We start from the raw sequence: 19,239 nt of genomic DNA, 5'->3' as shown, positions 1-19,239 counted from the left end.
GTAAGAAAGGATTCATACTTTCTTATCTGCCGACAAATAACCTGACTTTTAGATTCCTTTTAAAACATTGGTTCGTCCCCAACCCTTCACCGGGGATAGGGATACTTAATTTGGGGGGATCCACTCATTACACTTACAATTTCGCCACATCCATTTGGCTCCAAAAATCATGTGCTCCCTCGCATATAGACAAGCACCGGTCTATATTTTTCATAATGTGATTCCACTTTTCGGATAAGATCCTTGCACTCTCTTTCATCCATACACTTAACAACTTCTATTGCATTGTCATCCCTATCGTTGCTAATTGTTATATTTATAATTTGATCTTCATTTGTAATGTTGATGTATAAAGGGCGTGCATCGTGGTCTGCTACTGATCCTGAGAATGTTGTTAATAACAGGTCAATTGTATTATCCGCACTATCCTGATCTTCACATTCGAACACTTCCACAGCATTCTCCTTCATCTGTCTGCTAAGGTTAATAATCCGCCCTCCATCAGCCTCGAGTACATTGATATATCGAGTAATGAAGCTTGGCTCAATCCGTTCCCGTTTTTCATTTTGGTCCGTACCAATGTTTTCATACCTTAATTTGAATGAGGGGATGTAGCTGTTTTCCGCGGGTTTTCTTAAATAATTAAAATAGAACAACCATGCAATTAATATTCCTATAAAAAAAGCCATTAAAAACACCTCCATAGCTGCTACCTGAACGTTCACATTTACACTATGGTACATTCCAAGGCTCTGTTCTGTGTTTTCACATACTCCTTTAATTTTCAAATACATCCTTACAATGTATGGATTCTTCCTGTCCATAATTCTCGCAATTACTTTTTTCATCAAACTGTAATATTGGTGTTACTAAACGGTAACAGCCAGGTGCATCGTTTCCTTATTGTGCACACCAAGCAATGCTTGAGTATTTTATGGGGACGTAGTGAGGTCCCTCGTCCCAAACAGGGACAAGGAACCTGACCCTCTGTCCCTTCAGTTTGAACTGATGTCGCACTTGTACCCTGAGGGTGAAAGCGTCCGCCTGCAATGGAAATCAACAGGTCTAGCATTTACAGATAGTTTGGATTTACTCCTTTATTTTTGAATTATGAAATTGATTCTAATGAAAAAAAAGGAAAAACACTGATGTTCATATTTCACATGATTATGGGTAAATTATTAACTAGTGACTTAAAATATTTGTTGGACGAAAAATAAATGAAAGGTGATAAAAAAAATGAAGTTAACTTCTGCTGAAATAACCAATTTGTGGAACACGTATATGAATGATAGTGGTGTCATTTGTCATTTACAATACGAAGTTAATATAGCTGAAGATATGGAAATAAAGGCATTACTTCAGTATGCTTTGGATATATCAAAATCACATATCGAAACAATATCAAAAATACTAAATAATGAAAACTATCCTATTCCACACGGGTTTAAGTTAGATGAAGATGTGGACGTTACGGCTCCTAGGTTATTTACTGATACTTATTCTTTATTCTCTACTAACAATTTAGGTAAATTGGGGCTGAATGCATATAGCGTAGCATTACCACTTGCGGTGAGAGAAGATATTTATACTTTTTTTAGTGAATGTCTACGTGAATCAGATGATATTCTTAAGAAGACCAATGATCTATTGTTAAAAAAAGGGTTATATATGAAGCCACCACTTCTTCCAACCCCTGAGAACTTCGATTTTGTGGAGAAGAAAAGCTTTCTTGCCGGATACCTTGGAGAGAAAAGACCATTAACTGGTACTGAAATTACGAATCTTTATGCCAATTTCCAAAGAAATGCACTAGGCTCAGCCACTATGATTGGGTATAGTCAGGTTGCAAATAAGAAGGATGTAACTGAATTTATTCTAAGAGGGAAAGAAATAGCACAAAAACATTGTGAGATATTTGGATCTTATTTAAGCGAATGTGATATTCCTAGTCCTACGACATTGGATACAGAGGTTACGGATTCAATCACATACACGTTTTCTGATAGAAAGATGCTGTTCTATACTACAGCCTTAACGGCAATCAGTGTTGGTTATTATGGAGCTAGTATGTCAGTGAGCCCTAGAAGAGATCTTGGAGTCATGTACAGCAGACTTGTAGCGGAAAACTTAAAATTTGCGGATGAAGGGGCTAGATTGATGATTAAATACGGGTGGTTGGAAGAGCCACCACGAGCACTTGACCGTGATGAATTAGCAAAGAAAAAGCAAGGGTGACTAATAGTGCCCCTCTATTGGTGACTATAAAATGATAGCTTGTTTATCTCCAGCAATTGTATAACCCTTTTAAAAATTCTAGTCTTTTAGTTTTTGGCCAATCCAATATCCACTTATAAAAAGCTAAGTTAAGTTAAATCTTTCTTCGCAACCTTCATTATGTTGGTGCGGGTAAAGAAATCAAACCCCTTTGAGTTTTAGGTAGTGTCCGCTCAACTGTCGAAAGATGGGTCCCTTATCCTCCGCCTATTCCGCTAGAATTTCACGCGTCCTCTCAAGAATCTCCTCATCCTTCAGCCTGAATTTAAATTCCACCCTTCTGGAATCAGCCGCACTGTAATCACCTGATTCATTCGTCCGAAAGTCGGTATAAGATTTACTGTTCACTGTTAATTTTTCCTGCAGATGGTCTTGAATATTTTTATATTGAAAATCATCGCTGAGAATGTAGGCTGCGACACTGTATGCCCTTTCCTGTGCGAGTTCTAAATTGTATAAATAGCTGCCGTCACGATCGGTGTGACCTTCGATAATGATTTCTGCAATATATTCTTCATAGCCGTTTTGCAGCAAGATATTCAGATACTTAGGGACGAATTCATCCAAAAACTGAAATGACTCTGGCTTCAATTCGGACTTATCATATGCAAATAAAATTTCTGTATCAAAGATGATTGCACCTGTCTTCTCATCTACTTCAATGTCCAGAGTTGAACCGCTGAATTCCGTCTGCAGCTCATTAACGAGTTTGGCTCGTACTCCCATTATTTGATCGATCGTCTTTTTCATTTCTTCGATTTGCAGGGATTTTATGATCATCATGGTAATGAAAATTAAGATGAAGCATAATAAGATAATTGTCAATAGGTCGGTAAACGATGGCCAAAAATGTCCGTCATCCTGCTCCTTTTTAAAGAGTCGCTGGTATTTAGTAGTCATTTTGTCTCAACCCTATACCGTTATTTCTTGGTTGCTGGCTATAGGAATTCAGCTGCCGATTTAACCCCTCTATCTCACGACCGAGATCCTGAAGTGTTTGTTGGGTATAACGGGAATTGCTTTGTTGGATTTCTTCAGATAGACGCCGTATTTCCTGGAATTCCTTCTTGATCCCTTCATTCGTCATTTCCATTGAATCAGTTATGTTTCGTGCAACCTTATCAAGCTTATCTCCGAGTACCCCCTCCAGATTAGCCACATAGTTAAAGAGTGTATTTTTTAAAGCGTCAACACTTACTTCCAACTGATTTTCGCGTTGATTGAACGTATTGTTCATCTGGGATATCGTCTTGTTTATGTCGTTAATCAGCTGGTTATTCTGCAGTCCGACTTTCTCATACGTATGGGTTGCTTCATTTATTTGTTTTTCAAATGCCTTTGATTCCTCAGAATGTGCTTTCAAATGACTATTAAACGTTCGGTTAAATTCTTTCAGCTCGTCAAAACGATCTGTTAACAGATACTTATATTCAGCCTGTGTTTGATTGATCACATCAAGGGCTTGCGGCAACTGGACAATCGAATCACCCATCTTATCAAATTGCTTTGATAGCTCACCAATGTAGGAGATGATTCCGGCCAGTTTGGAGCTGAGATCGCTTCCAAAGACCTGTTTAAATTCTTTATTATGCGTATCCATTTTATCTGCCAGGTCATTATTTTTCTGCGTAATTTTTTCAAATGCAGCTTGTATGGATTCCTGCCCTTCCATGACCGAAGACGTAAACGATTTTAATTCGACAACAGATTCCTCGAATTGATTCAGAGTATCCATTTGAGCTGTCGAAACTTCCTTCACTTTTTCATAGGTATTCTCAAACGCTTTAGCCATACGCTCATTTTTTCCATCCATTCGTTTAAAATAGGAAAACAGTGAATCAAAGTTGTCATTTAAATTCTTGGTTGATTCGCCAAACCCATCTGTCACCTCTTTCATATGGTGGAACAGTTCCTGAAATTCCTGCAGATTGCTGGAAAGCCCTTCATTAAACTTGGCCAGATCTTTTGCAGATTGCTGCAGTCCGCTTGTATATTCCTGAAAGCCTGAAAATGCGTTCTCAATCCCTGTCAGTGATTCCTGATTCGTTTCCTGCAAATGCTGAATGGAATGATTTATGGTTTCTGACACTTCAATCAGCCGGCTCATCCCTTCCTGTTCATCCCCATCTAGATTGGATTCTACTTTTAACATAATATCCGTAAGCATATATTCCGTGTTAAAAATTTTAATAAGCACGGTCATGATAAGAGAAAGCCCCATCCCCGCTATACTCGTGTAGAATGCCACATCAATTCCTGATAAAACTGCTGCTATATTCTCAACCAATTGAGCGCCCGTCGCATTAATACTGCCAAGTGAAATTGTCAGACCGATAAACGTCCCCAATACCCCAATCAATATAAAAATGGAAACGGTCATCTGAACCATTTTGATGAGATTGACAACAGGCACATTAAACACACGCCAACCGGAAAATCTCTCCTGTACAAAAGTCTCCGGTTTCACCGATTCCTTGTCACGAATTCTGTCAAACTGTGCCTTAAATGTGTTAAGTGGTTCAATATCCATTTGATCTGTTGTTTCTATATAATTTCTTATTTTTTTAAGCTTCGTAAATAGACCAAGATGAACCAAAACGGTAAGGAAAAAGCTAATGAACAGAATCACGAAAATAAGCTCGGTAATTGGATTTGATAAAATGTCTTCCGCTATACGTTCGCTCGTAAACATTTCCAACATTAATTGCAGCATAGTTACTCCTCCTGATAGACCCTCTTTCTATATTGCTATTCAGGAGAAGGACAAATCATGTTTGTTTTTGCGGGACGTGGGGACAGGTCCCTTGTCCCATTGATTAGGCTATAATAAAATAGCTACAATAGGGATTGTTTTTTCATCCAAGTTGATTTATTATGTAATTAACTTATTAGAAAAGGAGGCAGATGAAATGTTTACGTTAGTTAAAGTTGTGCATAAAGTGAAGAGATTTATTGCGTTCATGGCAACTGTTTTTGGAATTGTTCAGCTAAATTGGATACGTATGTCTAATTTTAGCTTTCAATTCAAAAAACTTATCTGACGTAAAAATTTCTTGCCCTGATATTATCGGTATGTAATTGAGAAAGGTTCATCCTTCGCTCGCACCACAGGTAAGTTATTTTGCCTGTGGTTTTTTTTTGCGTCAGTTCACGGAGGATCTAACATTGAAAACAACAAGTTTAACAAAAAACATTCGGTTTATTTATATTTATATATTTGTTGCTCAGTTATTTTTTGACAGGGCTCTATGGGTTATTTATTTGAATGACAAAGGACTAAGCATGAGTGAGATTGGAATAGTCGAAGCACTGATGCACTTAAGTGTCGTCCTGCTTGAAATTCCAACCGGGATAATCGCCGACGTTTACGGCCGGAAAGTGAGTCTGTTTATCGGTAACATCTTAAGTGTTGGGTATGGAACTTTCATGCTTGTCGGTGATTCACTTTCCTTATTCGGCCTGGCGCTCATGACACTTGGAACAAGTATCACATTCCAGTCAGGTGCAGAAGAAGCACTTATTTATGACACACTGAAAGAAAAAGGTAAGGAAAAACAGTATACACGAGTATTTGGTAACATGACGGCACTTGCATTGCTATCGCTTAGCTTTGCCAAACTGGCTGGTGGCTGGATGGCTGAAATCAACTGGGAGCTTGTTTATGGAGGTATTATTATCACCCATTTGCTGGCCCTGATTCCAATTGCCATGTTACACGAACCAGAACGGGAGAAGAATTCCAGCTCCCATACCGGTATAAAGCAGCAATGGATAAATCAGCTAAAGTCAGGCATCAGGATTTGGCGAACCAATCAGCCTGCCCATATTCCGATCATCTTTTTTATCATGATTGGAACATCGATCGTCATCCTGACTTTTTATGGTCAGGAATACTTCACACGCTTGGGTTACGGCTCGATGACAATCGGAATTATTTTCACAGTTGAAGGGCTGCTTGGTGTTTTAATGGCCAAGTTAGCATACAGACTTGAGTCAAAATGGAGCTTTGTCAGTATTACAAACTATGGGTATCTATTATATCTTGTGTTTTTCCTGTTATTCACCCTGTCACCGGACTGGGCAATCGTATTGTCATTCCTGATTCTTTCGCAGCTTGTGACACTATACGAACCAATATTTTCGAACTTCATCCAGGGGGGATTGGAATCCAGTGTCCGCGCTACCTTCTTTTCGATGATTAGCGTAGTCGAGAGCTTCATCATTATGCTCCTGTTTCCATTGTTCGGACTGATGATCGATACCATTGGATTTCGTAATGGCTTTCTGGGTCTGTTCGTGATGCTGGGGGTGCTGTATATTGCTGGTGTAAGGCGGATCGTTCGGTAATACAAAATGGTGTTAGTCCAATATTGTTTGTAATGAGGGAACTTCTTTTTGATGAGAAGTTCCCTTTTTTACGTACTAATGCCACCTTTTCAGCCTGTCGTTCGATTGTATATATAGAAAGAGGTGGTCACTATTACTATCGTATGTAGCGGGGAAAAAGTGGCATGGAATAGATAAATATTTTTTCGTAATTGAATGATAGTGAATAGAGGTTATCGCAGAATGAATCTAGAATTCTTAATTATAAATACAACGCTTAAACATATATTGAATCAAGCTACCTTTTTCTAGCGAATTGCATTAACCATTGTCATGAGGTTCTAAAGATATGTTAAAAAAATTTAAGGGAGAATTAGGATGAAAGTATTTGGCCGTAAGATGCTGTTTGGTTCCGGGGAAAGTGTTTCCGTTGTTGGGATTACCATTCTTGGGCTTTACTTTTTATATTTCATGACAGATGTTGTTGGTCTTTCACCGGCATTAGCAGGTGCAATCTTCATGATTGGCCGTGGCTGGGATGCTATTTCTGACCCGTTCATTGGGGTTATTACTGACCGGACCAAAACACGCTGGGGCCGAAGACGTCCTTTCTTCCTGGTAGCTGCAGTTCCACTTGCGATTTTCTTCTCTCTGCTATGGAGTCAGGTTGGTTTTGATGATCAATTGATAACTTTTCTGTATTATGCCCTCTTTTATATATTATTTATGACATCACTTACATTGTTCCATGTACCATACATCTCACTTATCACCGAATATAGCACTGACTATGATGAACGGACGAGCATCAATAATTACCGGATTTTTTTCCAATTGTTTTTTGGGCTGATTGCAGCGACGATCCCGAAAATGATTGCCGATCAATACGGATGGTCGATCATGGCAATGTGTGTTGGGATTTTCCTTTTGACGTTAGCACTTATTATGTTTGGCTTTACAAGAGAAAACGCGGATGCCCCCAAACCAGAAACGTTTAAATTTAAAAAAGAATTCAATCATTTACGGCAGAATCGAGCACTGAAATATTTATTATGGATATACGTTGGGTGTTATGCAGCAGCAAATATTATTGAAGGTTTCGTCATTTACTACATGAAATACTGGATGAATCGTGAATTTGATATGGAGATTCTATTTGTCATTGTAATCGGTATCAGTATTTTGTCCCTGCCTGTTTGGGCAAAGCTTACCAAAATAGTAGGTAAGAAAAGTGCACTAATAATTGGATTGTTTATCTGGATTGCGGGACAGGCCGGGTGGCTGTTGGTATCACAGGCTTCAGCTGATTTCGTCGTTTATATTATCGGGGTAGTTGTTGGTATAGGATATGGCGTTGCGCACGTGCTTCCATGGGCGATGCTGCCGGAAGTGGTTGATATGGATGAGTACCAGACAGGAGCACGACGTGAAGGTGTCTATGCTGGAGTGATGACTTTCTTCATGAAGATTACTAACTCCATAGCCATATTTTTGATCGGCGTTATTCTTGAATTGTCCGGCTATACAGCAAACGAAGTTCAAAGCGAAACAGCCATGACAACCATCCAATGGACAATGAGCATCGCACCAGGCATCTTCGTCATCATGGCACTAATCGCAACATTCCTCTATCCATACACCAAAGACGACCATATGAATATCCGAACAGAATTAGAGAAACGCGGGACATGAGGGACAGGTTCCTTGTCCCAAACTGACTTCCGTGATAACCCTACATTTTAAGGGATTGAATAGTAATTCAATACACCTCATAATTTATAGAAAATTACAGAGGTGTTTTTTTGATAAAAAAATTGATATTTTGTTTACTTGTATTCAGTCTCATCTTCAGTGGATACTCTTTTTTTGATAAGGAGAGAATTCAGGCTTCCTTTTATCCTGGAGGGAAGTGGCAGCCTCAATCCGCTTCCTATGAAATTGCAGTGGAACATAATGTACCCATTACTATGTCGGATGGAGTGACTTTGTTAGCGGATGTATACAGACCAGCTAACCCTGAGACTGGAGAGCCCGCTGATGAAGAATTCCCTGTGATATTGGCACAAACACCATATAAGAAAACAACTTCGCATCTTTCAACGGACCTTGCTGGAGCAACAGGACACTTTCCGTACTTAGTTAAACGAGGATATATTAACGTCACCGTGGATGTGCGCGGTACAGGTTCATCGGAAGGATCTTGGGAATTTTTTGGGGAACGTGAAAGGAAAGACGGTGCAGAACTCGTAAATTGGAGTGCCCATAATCTATCCGGTTCAAATGGTAAGGTTGGGTTGGCCGGGGCCTCATATTTAGGAATTAACCAGTTTTATACGGCTGCACTTGTTGGGAAGAATTCTCCTTTAAAAGCTATTTTTCCAGTCATTGCTGCTAACGATCTTTACAAAGATACCGTTACACAGGGAGGTATTCCGAATGTGGAGTTCAGCCTGCCTTGGTTAGGTTTACGTGGAGCACTTGATCTCCTTCCGCCGGACGATTTAGCTGAGGACCCATTAGGCGCGATTGAAACACAGCTGCAGCGAGCTGGAAAACTGGGAAATTACTATACTCCACTTGTAACAAATCTTTTAACTGGAGGAGAAAAATCATACGCAGGGACATTTTGGGAAAGCCGTTCACCGAATAATTATTTAAAAAGAATTGCAGAAAACAAGATTCCGGCATTTATGGTTGGCGGCTGGTTTGATATTTTCCAGCGTGGTACACCACTGAATTACTCGGGCTTACAAAACGCATATGCTGGCAGGCCAGTTAACGCTCCGATGTCGGAATCACAACCTGTAACTGGACGCTATCAACTCGTTATGGGGCCATGGTTTCATACAACCGCTCTGTTAAATGAACGGCTGAAAGAGCTTCGACTTCAGTGGTTTGATAGATGGCTGAAAGGAAAACAGACGGGAATTGATAAAACTAAAACACCGCTCCATGCGTTTGAATTACGCTCTAAACGTTGGGTCAACACTACTCATTATCCGTTTAAACAGTCAGATGTAAAGACTTATTATTTTAGGGATGGACGAACGTGGACTGCCCCATCACTTAATGACGGTTATCTATCTACTGAGAAACCTAAGTTCTTTTTTGGCAAAGATTATATTGATTGGAGAATGGTAAGCAGTCCTTTTACGCTTCAGACGGAACAATCGAGTATGGGGTCTTCAAGTTTCATTGGAGAATTGTTAGGCTGGCCAACTATGGATCGAAATGACTGGACATCACAAGTCGGCGGCTTAACCTTTACGACCGAACCATTTGAAGAGGCTAAGGTGTTAGCTGGGCCTATTAGTGCTTCCTTGTATGCAAAAACAACAACCGAAGATGCACAATTCGTCGTAACAGTTGAAGATATTGGACCAAACGGGAAATCCTACCCGCTCACAACAGGTGCGCTTATTGGAAGTCAGCGTGCTTTAAATAAAGAATTAAGCTGGTACGATGAAGACGGGAAGCTAGTTGTTCCCAATCATCCTTATACAGCAGATTCAAAAGAGAAAGTGATACCAGGAGAAGTGGGACGTTATGACGTCGAAGTATTTCCGTCATTCGCACAAATTGCTCCAGGTCATCGTATACGAATTACGGTTACAACTGCGGACACTCCGCATTTGCTGCCAACAACAACTCAAAGGAAAGATCTCATCGGCGGATATTATCAAATCTTGCGAAACACAGAATATCCATCGTCTGTAAATCTGCCGCTCGCCTCTCCGGATGATTTTGAGGATAGCAGCGTAATCTGGGGACCTTCCGGCTCATAGCATTAAAAACTAATTTTTCTAAGTAAGGTAGGTCCCAAACCTAATTAATAGATTTGGGACCATTTTCATTATTGTTTTGCAGTTGAAAATATAAAGCCCCAGGCAATTCCTATGGCTGTAAGCGAAATTACTGGGAGCATATGACTGATTGCAACTAAAATAATGAACAGAAGACTTAACCCCTCCCGCAATTGAAGGAATCCAGATTTTTTAGCCAGCAGGATGATTGTTTTATCCATGTTCACGTGATACGCATACAAGAAAACACTAATTATGAACACTAACTGAAAAGGAGCCCATACATCCCAATGCCTGATGAAGTATGAAAAGATCGGCAGAAATAAGAGCCCGCCACCCATTGCCATCCACTTGAAATATGTCCGCTTATACATAGATAGATCCCATGGGAGCAGTTCGACAATGTCTGCTTGAAAACGATTATGAAACAGATTGGCGCACAAGACTGTATAAACATGAATTGCAATTGCCATCCCAATATAATAAATCCATTCCTCGAAAAATTGAAACGCAACCAGCATCAGCAGGATTGCACCGATCACCTGTGCAATTACACCAAGGTTTTTGGCAAGATACAGCTGCCAAAGCCTATGGTAGATAGAGAATTTAGTAGCAAAAGAACGCTTCCGCCTCGTTGAGTTTTGAAGAATACTATAGGACTTTTTCTTTTTAAATTTAGTTTGCGAAACTTGTGAGACCACCAGCATGTTCCAAATATAGTAATCACTGAGTTCAGTTACCCGAACCCAGTTAATTTCCATGAATAAGCGTCGCAGGATAACAATATGTGCGAAAATAATCAAGACAAGTTGTATGAGTCCAATCAATTCCGACTCCAGTATAACTGCAATAAGATTACTTAAAATAAAAAGCAGCAACCAACCAGCTTTCATCCAAAAACGCTGTTGAAACAGTTTCCATTGCGGTACTGTCATTACCAGATCATACACAGCAAATAGTGTTAGGTACGAGATTATTAATGAACTGGAAATGGGCGTTACTAAAATCAGAAGTGCTGCTAATGAACCGAAAAACAAGAGGAGCTTCAGTAATTTTTCTACGTATATAAATGCCCAAATTTTTTCTCTTTTAAATGGCAGCAATCCCAACTGATACTCTGAGGTGGAAAACAATATACCTGGATGCTGAAAAGACCTAACGATATAACGGATTGGCAGCACACTTAATAATAGTAAATAGCCTTTGCTCGCATTCTCTTCCACAAAAGTAAAAAACGGTGCGAGCTCCTCGGTGATATTACCGGTAAGAAACAAACTCATCCCTATATAACCAACTAATGCAGCAACATAAATGGCTGTCGTTAGATCAAATACTACTGCTGCCACTTGTTTGTAAACCTTTTTCTTTTTGGCGAAACGGCCCCTGCGGATTAACCAATATGCACGAAGATCAGTCTTTGTAACGCTCATCATGCTTCCTCCGTCTAATTGTTTTAAAATCACTTATCGGGCCTTGATCCAACACTTCCCCGTGCTGGAGCATAATATATGTATCTGCAATATCCTTTACCCGCTCCAACTGATGGGATGTCAATAATACCGCTGTTCCACTATGGGCTTTTTCACGTATTAATTCCTCTAAATAATCCATTGCATAGACATCAAGTCCCATGAATGGTTCATCGATTAACAGCAGCGGTGTATCCGGAAGCAGCGCACAGATGGTCTGCACTTTTTGGCGCATACCTTTAGATAATGATTCAGGATATTCATTTAGTTTATCCTCCAGTTCAAAGCCAGAGGTATAGCTTTTTATTTTCTCCTCCATTATTGCCTCTTCTATACCATAACTCATTGCGTAAAGCTGAAAATGCTGCATGACAGTAAGTTCTGTCAGTAAAAGCGGTTCTTCCGGCAAATAGGAAATTTGCTCTTTATAGGTTAAAAAATCTTCGTCTTGTGTTGACGTTTCGTTAATGGTTATTTCACCTTTTGCTTTTTGCAGTTCACCTAATATTGTCTTCATTAATGTCGATTTCCCCGCGCCATTGTGTCCAACCAGTGCCACTACGCTCGATTCCTCTACCGCAAACGAAATATCGCTGAGCAGTACACTGCCACCCAACTCCGTCTCAACGCTTTTCAGTTCTAAAACTTTCATACGTATCCTCCAGCATAATTAAAGTGATGTTTTCTTTAATTATTCGACAACACTCATGGTTATTCCTTCTTTTTAGTGGGACATTGGGGTCAGGTTCCTTGTCCCACTTGGCCGCCTCAGCAGGATGAGCTGGGACAAGGGACCTGTCCCTGCGTCCCAAAAAAATGCCTGTCACGGGGAAACGATTATTTCCATGCGACAGGCACTTCTCTTTTTATAAATTATTTTTCATTCTACTGGTAGACTCTTGGTATTTCTTTTTTCCAGGTATTTTGGAAGCATTCTTCTCCATTATGAAAAGCGGTCATTGTATTTGTTAGATAAAATGTATCATTATCACTTGTCATCTCACTATTGGTGATTAGCTTTACTTCCCAGTCGTCTCGTCCAACTGTCAGTTCCCATTCACATTGTGCCTTGGCAGCTAAAGGGTTGCCTGATTGAATCGTGTAAGTATTTTTATTTATACTTCCATGCTTCAATCCGTTATGAGGCAACAAACGCTCTCCTTCGTCCGAAAAGTCTTCAAGCTGCCATACATTTGTTATGGTATTATGCGAAATCTGTCGTGTCCGATTTTCGGTTCTGAGAATTTCTCTATCAATCACTTGAGCCGTTTCCGGCGAGTCAAAGTGAACTGCACCATCCACTTCCGGCTGTGGTGTACGGACAGGCAGTCTTACTTTCGTTGATTCCCCTGCATAAATTTCCAATGTCACTGGTTTTGGCGATGGCCAAGCTTGCGGCCAATACGTTGGTGATATAGCTACTTCCAGTGAGTGCCCGGCTGGAATTGTTTGGCCGACACTATCCAGTTTAATAGATGCCTGATATTTCTTTCCAGGTACCAAAGCTTCTGGATGCTCATGGGAATTAAGGTGATTTAAATTTAACATTCCCCAGCTAAGTAAAGTAGATTCTCCCGTTGGTGCCTTATCACAAAGCCTAATAGCAACAAGAGCACTTTCCTGATCCGCCGTAAATTCCATGTCAAACATCGGATGCCCCAGCATATCAAAACTTTCCTTAAAGGGATCCGTTGTAAAAACGACTGATTTTCCGTTTTCGAATCGCTGATCAGACGGTAAATCACCTGGTTCTCCAAATGGGCAAAATACACCTGCATAATATCCGTGTTCCTGAACGCTTGGCACAAATACCTTGTCATTAGAATTCAACTCAGATTCCAGTTTCCCGTCATTAAGCCAGAAATGTTTTTCATTAACATTTTTTGAAGGCCATGAAGAATCGACCACCCATTTTCCAGGTCTTTCATCATAGTTAACTTCCGGTAATTCGTTCTCTTGAATCCAAGTTATAAATTTCGGGTCCTCTTTAACTCCAGTATCGATACCTTTTAACCATTGGTCCCACCAGCGGAGGCATTCCTGCAGAAAACCAATTGTCGGATCTGGCGTTGCAACTTCAGGATATTCATGAGCCCATGGTCCAATCAACCCTTTAGCATATGGAAGATTTTCAACTAGACGAAATACTGCATCCGTATAGCCATCCTGCCATCCACTAACAGTAAAAACTGGGATCTTAATATCCGAGTAGTCCTCATTTATCGATCCATGCTTCCAATAGGCATCTCTGGTTTGGTGGCTCATCCATTCATTAACATATGGTGTTGTCTTCAATCGCTCCAGCCAGTTTTCTTTCCAGCCTTCTCCAACTACTTCTGGATCCTGTGGACGAGCACTGTAAGCGAACATGGTTGATGCCCACCAAAGCATATCTGATGCCAGTATATTTCCTCCACGGTAATGAACATCGTCTGCATATCGATCATCAGTCGAGCATAGTGTAATAATTGTTTTTAAGGCTGGGTGCTGTCTTGCAGCAACCTGTAACCCATTAAATCCACCCCAGGATTTCCCAATCATTCCAACATCTCCTGTTGCCCAGGACTGCTCTCCAATCCAATCGAACACTTCCAATGCATCATCGTGTTCCTGTTTCAAATATTCATCTGGCAAATAACCATCTGAATTGCCCGTTCCACGTATATCAACACGAATACTTGCATATCCATGCCCGGCAAAATAAGGATGACGAATTGAGTCGCGAATTGCTGTGAAATCATCTTTTCGATATGGCAGATATTCCAAAATAACTGGGACAGGGTTTTCCGTTGCATCTTTTGGCAACCAGATTGTTGCTGCTAATTTTGTCCCATCAGACATAGGAATCCACACATGATCTTTCTTTTCTATCTCTCTTGGAAACTCTGTTATTGTTTTTCTATCATTTGAATCACTTACATTAAAAACCAACTTATTCCACTCCTCTAAGACGTACTACTTCCGTTTTCGTTTCGGTCACCATATATATAGTTAACCTCTTTTCTTTTTTCAGGAACGACTGTAGACATAATACTTTTGTATACATAATCCATTGTTTGTTTTGCAGCTTCCTCTTTTGAAACATTTCTTCGTAAATTGAGGAGATTTGTTAGCATCCCCGTCCAGATCAACATAGTCGTATCAGCGATATACTCAATATCCTCTTCATGGATAAACCCTTCTTCTCTAGCACTTTGAATATAGAGAGAACTTCGGGTAGCTATATTGTGATGTGTGATAATGGATTGCACTTCTTCAGAAAGATTAATTAATTCATTTGCATAAACCTGATAATAATTCTGCATAAGTTCCTCTGGAATAGTACCAAGATTTTCAATATAGAGAAGGGAGTACACTTCAGGTAATTGAAAGGAATGTTTACAAAAGCATTCCCATGCATACAACCATTTTTCAATTGTGTTGTTACCTTTTTCCATGTAATTAGGCAGATCTTTTAAGTATTTATCCGTATCACGCATGACAGCAAAAAACTTCAAGTGAGATAAATCCCGAAAATAATTGTAGACTGTAGAGCTTGTATACCCAGCCCGATCCGCAATTTCCCGGATAGTTATATGGTGTAAACCCTTCTCTTCAATAAGCTCTGAAGTTGCATCAAGAAAAAAACGCCACATTCTAGCCGTTTGAATCTCTTTTCTTTTTACATTCATTAGCCGCACACCTCAAAATTTTATTTAATGTATTTTTCCACTATGGTGAAAGCCTTGGTTGTAATTTTGCAATTAGAAAGGATTTGTACTTTCTTAACTGCTTATAACAACCCCCTGGTCAAGACAACCAAGGGGCTTCTTCATCATTCCAGTTCACGAAATTTCTGCAACTTATGGTTCGGTTAGAATCAGGCAAGCCGACGTTTTGTTTTCCCTTCGATTTTCCCTAGCAATATATCGGCTATAATCGCCATTAAAGTAGCAATTATTGTACCAGCGTAGATTTTTACATCCGACTGGAGACTAATCCCTGATATAATCTCTTTTCCTAAGCCACCCGCGCCAACGTAAGGGCCAAGTGTAGCAACAGAAATAGCGATTACTGCTGCCAGTCTTACCCCAGCCAATAGAAACGGAATAGATAAGGGGAATTGTATTTTTAACAGTAGTTGAAGCGTCGTCATCCCGTTACCAACTCCTGCTTCTATTATACTGTCATCAACTTCTTTAATTCCAACATAGGTGTTTTTCACTATAGGAAGCAAGGAATATAAAAATAATCCAACGACAATTGTTTCAAATCCAAAACCTAGATAGAGCATTAATATCGCCAGCATTGCCAAGCTAGGTATCAACTGCAATATATTCGTAAGCGAGATGATAACTGGTGCTAGCTTTTCAAACTTTGCTGCGATAATGCCAAGTGGTACGCCAACAACCAGTGCCAGTCCTATACCATAGGCCACCATTAATAGATGTTCTATCGATAGAGATAACAATTCACTGTAGTTTTCAATTATATATTGGACAAGTCTACTAATGAACTCCATGTTTATTCACCTTTTCTTCAGTCTAACATTCCTTTTTCTTTTAGAAATTCCTCTGATACCTCTTTGATACTTCTCTTTTCAATATCTACTTCATATATTAGATCGGTCATTTCTTCGGTAGAAATTAGCCCAACTGTAGATTCAACGATATCATCAATTTCCGGATATTCTTCAATCACACTATTTCGTGCCACTAAAGAAGCCTCATATGGCGGAAAGAAATGTTTATCATCTTTTAGAACTTTCAAGTCATATTCCTTTAATTGAGGATCTACTGTATAGGCAGTTACAACGTCTAAATCACCGTTTGCAATTCCTTCATACATTAATGCAACGTCCATTCCGCGGGCTTCAGAAAATTTATAGCCATATGTTTCCTGGAAGCCTTTATACCCATCATTATCACGTTCAATCCAAGCGTTATCAGTACCTAATACCATTTCATCTGCAAATTCTTCTAATTGTGTTAAGTTTTCTACATTATTTTTTTCTGCAAAGTCTCTATTTACTGCAATACTGTAGTTGTTAATGAAGCCAACTGGGTCATACCACTTGATATCGTATTCTTCACCAAAGAATTTTTGGGCTTGCTTCAATGTTTTTTCCGGATTAGTTGAATACTCTACATCATCAAAATAGTTGTTATATACTTCACCAGAAAATAAATTAGCAAAGTCAAATTCTTCACGATCAATTCCAGCAAAAATTTGAGCACTCGCTGGAAGATCTTCGACAATCTCTACTTCATGGCTTGTTTGGTCTTCCACTAATGATTTTAAAATTTGTACATTTATTTTAGAATCGGTATTTTTTGCTGCGGCTGCAGTAAATACCTCTCCACCATCTGCTGAACTATCATTTCCGCATGCTGTAATTAGAAACATTAAAGCAACTAAACTTACGACTAAAAAATTTTTTATATTCATTTATAAATCCCCTTTTTTTAAGCTCTTTTTACTATTTTCTCAATTCTACCTAAAACTAGATCTAGTGAAACTGCAATTACGATAGCCAATATAGTACCCGTGAAAATCATATATTGATCATTGTAACCAATACCTGCCAGTACAAGGTCACCTAATCCGCCTGCACCAATTAATGCAGCTAATGTTGTCCAGCTAATTATATAAACGGCAGTTACACGAATCCCGGACATAACGTAAGGAAAAGCAACAGGCAATTCAACTTTGAACAACCTCTGAAATGTACTGAATCCCATTCCCTTCGCTGCTTCAACGATTTCTGAACTAACAGACTCCATACCTGAATACGTGTTCCGTAGCAATGGCAGCAATGAATATAACAACAAAGCCACTACTGCGGGTCTGAAACCAATTCCCATTAAAGGAATCATTATTGCTAACATGGCAATAGTTGGTATTGTCTGAAACACATTAGCAATGTTAAAAATAAGACCCTTAATTTTGTTACTCTTCATCTTCGTCATATAAATAGCTAATGGTACGCTTATAGCAACTGCTAAAATGATCACGGTAAATGAAATAAGAATATGTTCGTACATGTAATCTAAAATGGATGAATAATCTTCAGACCAATATGTCAAATACTTTGATAGAAATTCCATTTAGGCAACACCACTCTTACCTTCTGTTACATCCTTCAAAGCCTGCAGCAATTTGTCTTTGTCCAAAATACCAACGAGTGCATTACCTGCAGAGATAATTGGTGTTGATCCATGTAACTTGTCAAGTTTCATTAATACATTTTCCGTTTCTTCTTCTTCAGTAATTACAGAGCTGGATTGATTTATTAAATCCTGCAAATCCTGATCCTTGTTTGACAGCATCTCATACAAGTTGATTACACCAGCATAACTTCCATCATGCTTCACAACAGGTGCTTCAGCTATTTGATTCGCTATCATCTTATCCATCGCTAGCTCAACCGAAGTGTCATCCGAAACAGCAATATAATCCTTGGAGATAAACTCATTAAGCTGTGGCAACTTTCTGTCCATTCCTAATCTTTTTTCTCCTATGAAATCCTTCACGAAATCATTTGCAGGATTCTCTAAAATTTGCTGAGGAGAACCTTTCTGGACAATATTTCCATCCTTCATTAAAATAATTTGATCAGCAATTTTTATCGCTTCATCCATATCATGTGTGACGAATATAATCGTTTTGTTGATTTCAGATTGAAGACGAAGCAGTTCATCTTGTAATTGTTCTCTGCTGATGGGATCTAGAGCACTAAAAGGCTCGTCCATCAAAATGGTAGAAGGCTCTGCAGCAAGAGCACGAATAACACCAATTCGCTGCTGCTGACCACCACTAAGTTCTGAAGGGTAGCGTAGCATATAAGTTTCTGGATCGAGATTGACCATTTCTAACAGTTCAACAACTCTATTGCGGATTTTTTTCTTTTCCCATTTCAATAGTTTTGGTACGGTTGCTACATTATTGTAAATGGTCATATGAGGGAATAAGCCAATATTCTGGATAACGAAACCCATTTTGCGGCGAAGGGTAATCGGGTTAATGTCTTTAATATTTTCTTCATCGATCAGAATCTCGCCTTGTGTATAATCTACTAATCGGTTTAGCAGTTTCATAGTTGTTGTTTTACCACAACCACTTGGACCAATTAATACATTTATTTTTCCCTCTTCAAAAGTTAAATCAATATCTTTTAATGCTTGAAATCCATCATCAAAAGTTTTTCCTATGTTCTTTAATTCAATCAAATTAGTCCCCCCTTTGGATTTTTATGATATGTAAACCTCATCTTGTTGTTTACACAGAGATTCATCATTAAATTGAATCCATTCATTTTGTGAACATGTTCTTTTAATGAACAAGTTCATATTACATAACTTAGTTTAGAAGGTTTATATAACTTT

General features: G+C 39.2%; 16 protein-coding genes. 5 read left to right on the top strand and 11 right to left on the bottom strand.

The features are described 5' to 3' along the window. Positions 1 to 167: 167 nt before the first annotated feature. A complete protein-coding gene (locus BLS02_RS14560; protein ID WP_139180800.1) occupies positions 168 to 689 on the bottom strand; it encodes a hypothetical protein in 522 nt (173 codons plus the stop codon). A gap of 550 nt (positions 690 to 1,239) precedes the next feature. On the opposite strand from BLS02_RS14560, the gene BLS02_RS14555 reads away from it, so the two are divergent. After that, positions 1,240 to 2,238 carry a DUF3231 family protein gene (locus tag BLS02_RS14555; protein ID WP_092493751.1) on the top strand — a complete coding sequence of 333 codons (999 nt, stop codon included), beginning with the start codon at positions 1,240 to 1,242 and terminating at the stop codon, positions 2,236 to 2,238. Positions 2,239 to 2,484: 246 nt separating this feature from the next. Here BLS02_RS14555 and BLS02_RS14550 read toward each other — a convergent pair whose 3' ends face one another. After that, the gene (locus BLS02_RS14550; RefSeq protein ID WP_092493750.1) at positions 2,485 to 3,177 is read right to left on the bottom strand and encodes an OmpA family protein; all 693 of its coding nucleotides are present in this window, start codon (positions 3,175 to 3,177) and stop codon (positions 2,485 to 2,487) included. Then, positions 3,167 to 4,990, bottom strand: coding sequence for a MotA/TolQ/ExbB proton channel family protein (locus BLS02_RS14545; protein WP_092493749.1), 1,824 nt, complete (start codon positions 4,988 to 4,990; stop codon positions 3,167 to 3,169). The genes BLS02_RS14550 and BLS02_RS14545 overlap by 11 nt, the downstream gene beginning before the upstream one ends. Before the next feature lie 196 nt (positions 4,991 to 5,186). Between BLS02_RS14545 and BLS02_RS19350 the strand changes: the two genes are divergently transcribed. From BLS02_RS19350 to BLS02_RS14530, 4 genes are all read left to right on the top strand, one after another. After that, a complete protein-coding gene (locus BLS02_RS19350) occupies positions 5,187 to 5,318 on the top strand; it encodes a hypothetical protein (RefSeq protein ID WP_302846745.1) in 132 nt (43 codons plus the stop codon). Between the two features lie 124 nt (positions 5,319 to 5,442). After that, a complete protein-coding gene (locus BLS02_RS14540; protein WP_092493748.1) occupies positions 5,443 to 6,624 on the top strand; it encodes an MFS transporter in 1,182 nt (393 codons plus the stop codon). Between the two features lie 357 nt (positions 6,625 to 6,981). After that, positions 6,982 to 8,295 carry an MFS transporter gene (locus BLS02_RS14535; protein WP_092493747.1) on the top strand — a complete coding sequence of 438 codons (1,314 nt, stop codon included), beginning with the start codon at positions 6,982 to 6,984 and terminating at the stop codon, positions 8,293 to 8,295. 110 nt (positions 8,296 to 8,405) lie between these two features. Beyond that, on the top strand, positions 8,406 to 10,388 hold the full coding sequence (locus BLS02_RS14530; RefSeq protein WP_092493746.1) for a CocE/NonD family hydrolase: 1,983 nt from the start codon (positions 8,406 to 8,408) through the stop codon (positions 10,386 to 10,388). A 68-nt stretch (positions 10,389 to 10,456) separates the two neighbouring features. On the opposite strand, the gene BLS02_RS14525 is transcribed toward BLS02_RS14530, so the two are convergent. The 8 genes from BLS02_RS14525 to BLS02_RS14490 form a co-directional block, all read right to left on the bottom strand. Further along, positions 10,457 to 11,836 carry a hypothetical protein gene (locus BLS02_RS14525; RefSeq protein ID WP_092493745.1) on the bottom strand — a complete coding sequence of 460 codons (1,380 nt, stop codon included), beginning with the start codon at positions 11,834 to 11,836 and terminating at the stop codon, positions 10,457 to 10,459. Then, on the bottom strand, positions 11,817 to 12,527 hold the full coding sequence (locus BLS02_RS14520) for an ABC transporter ATP-binding protein (protein ID WP_092493744.1): 711 nt from the start codon (positions 12,525 to 12,527) through the stop codon (positions 11,817 to 11,819). The genes BLS02_RS14525 and BLS02_RS14520 overlap by 20 nt, the downstream gene beginning before the upstream one ends. Positions 12,528 to 12,760: 233 nt before the next feature. Beyond that, the gene (locus BLS02_RS14515) at positions 12,761 to 14,806 is read right to left on the bottom strand and encodes a CocE/NonD family hydrolase (RefSeq protein ID WP_092493743.1); all 2,046 of its coding nucleotides are present in this window, start codon (positions 14,804 to 14,806) and stop codon (positions 12,761 to 12,763) included. A gap of 14 nt (positions 14,807 to 14,820) precedes the next feature. After that, the gene (locus BLS02_RS14510) at positions 14,821 to 15,546 is read right to left on the bottom strand and encodes a TetR/AcrR family transcriptional regulator (protein ID WP_092493742.1); all 726 of its coding nucleotides are present in this window, start codon (positions 15,544 to 15,546) and stop codon (positions 14,821 to 14,823) included. Positions 15,547 to 15,734: 188 nt separating this feature from the next. Beyond that, positions 15,735 to 16,376: an ABC transporter permease gene (locus tag BLS02_RS14505; RefSeq protein ID WP_092493741.1), complete on the bottom strand. Its 642-nt coding sequence runs from the start codon at positions 16,374 to 16,376 to the stop codon at positions 15,735 to 15,737. Positions 16,377 to 16,393: 17 nt separating this feature from the next. Continuing rightward, positions 16,394 to 17,302, bottom strand: coding sequence for an ABC transporter substrate-binding protein (locus BLS02_RS14500; protein WP_092493740.1), 909 nt, complete (start codon positions 17,300 to 17,302; stop codon positions 16,394 to 16,396). Between the two features lie 17 nt (positions 17,303 to 17,319). Further along, positions 17,320 to 17,961, bottom strand: a complete 642-nt coding sequence (locus BLS02_RS14495) for an ABC transporter permease (RefSeq protein WP_092493739.1) — start codon at positions 17,959 to 17,961, stop codon at positions 17,320 to 17,322. After that, positions 17,962 to 19,083, bottom strand: coding sequence for a betaine/proline/choline family ABC transporter ATP-binding protein (locus BLS02_RS14490; RefSeq protein ID WP_092493738.1), 1,122 nt, complete (start codon positions 19,081 to 19,083; stop codon positions 17,962 to 17,964). Positions 19,084 to 19,239: the final 156 nt, after the last annotated feature.

This window comes from Virgibacillus salinus, assembly GCF_900102415.1.
Taxonomy (GTDB): Bacteria; Bacillota; Bacilli; order Bacillales; family Amphibacillaceae; genus Lentibacillus; species Lentibacillus subterraneus.
Note: the sequence above shows the minus strand (reverse complement) of the source record. Positions and strands in the feature narration are given on the sequence as shown.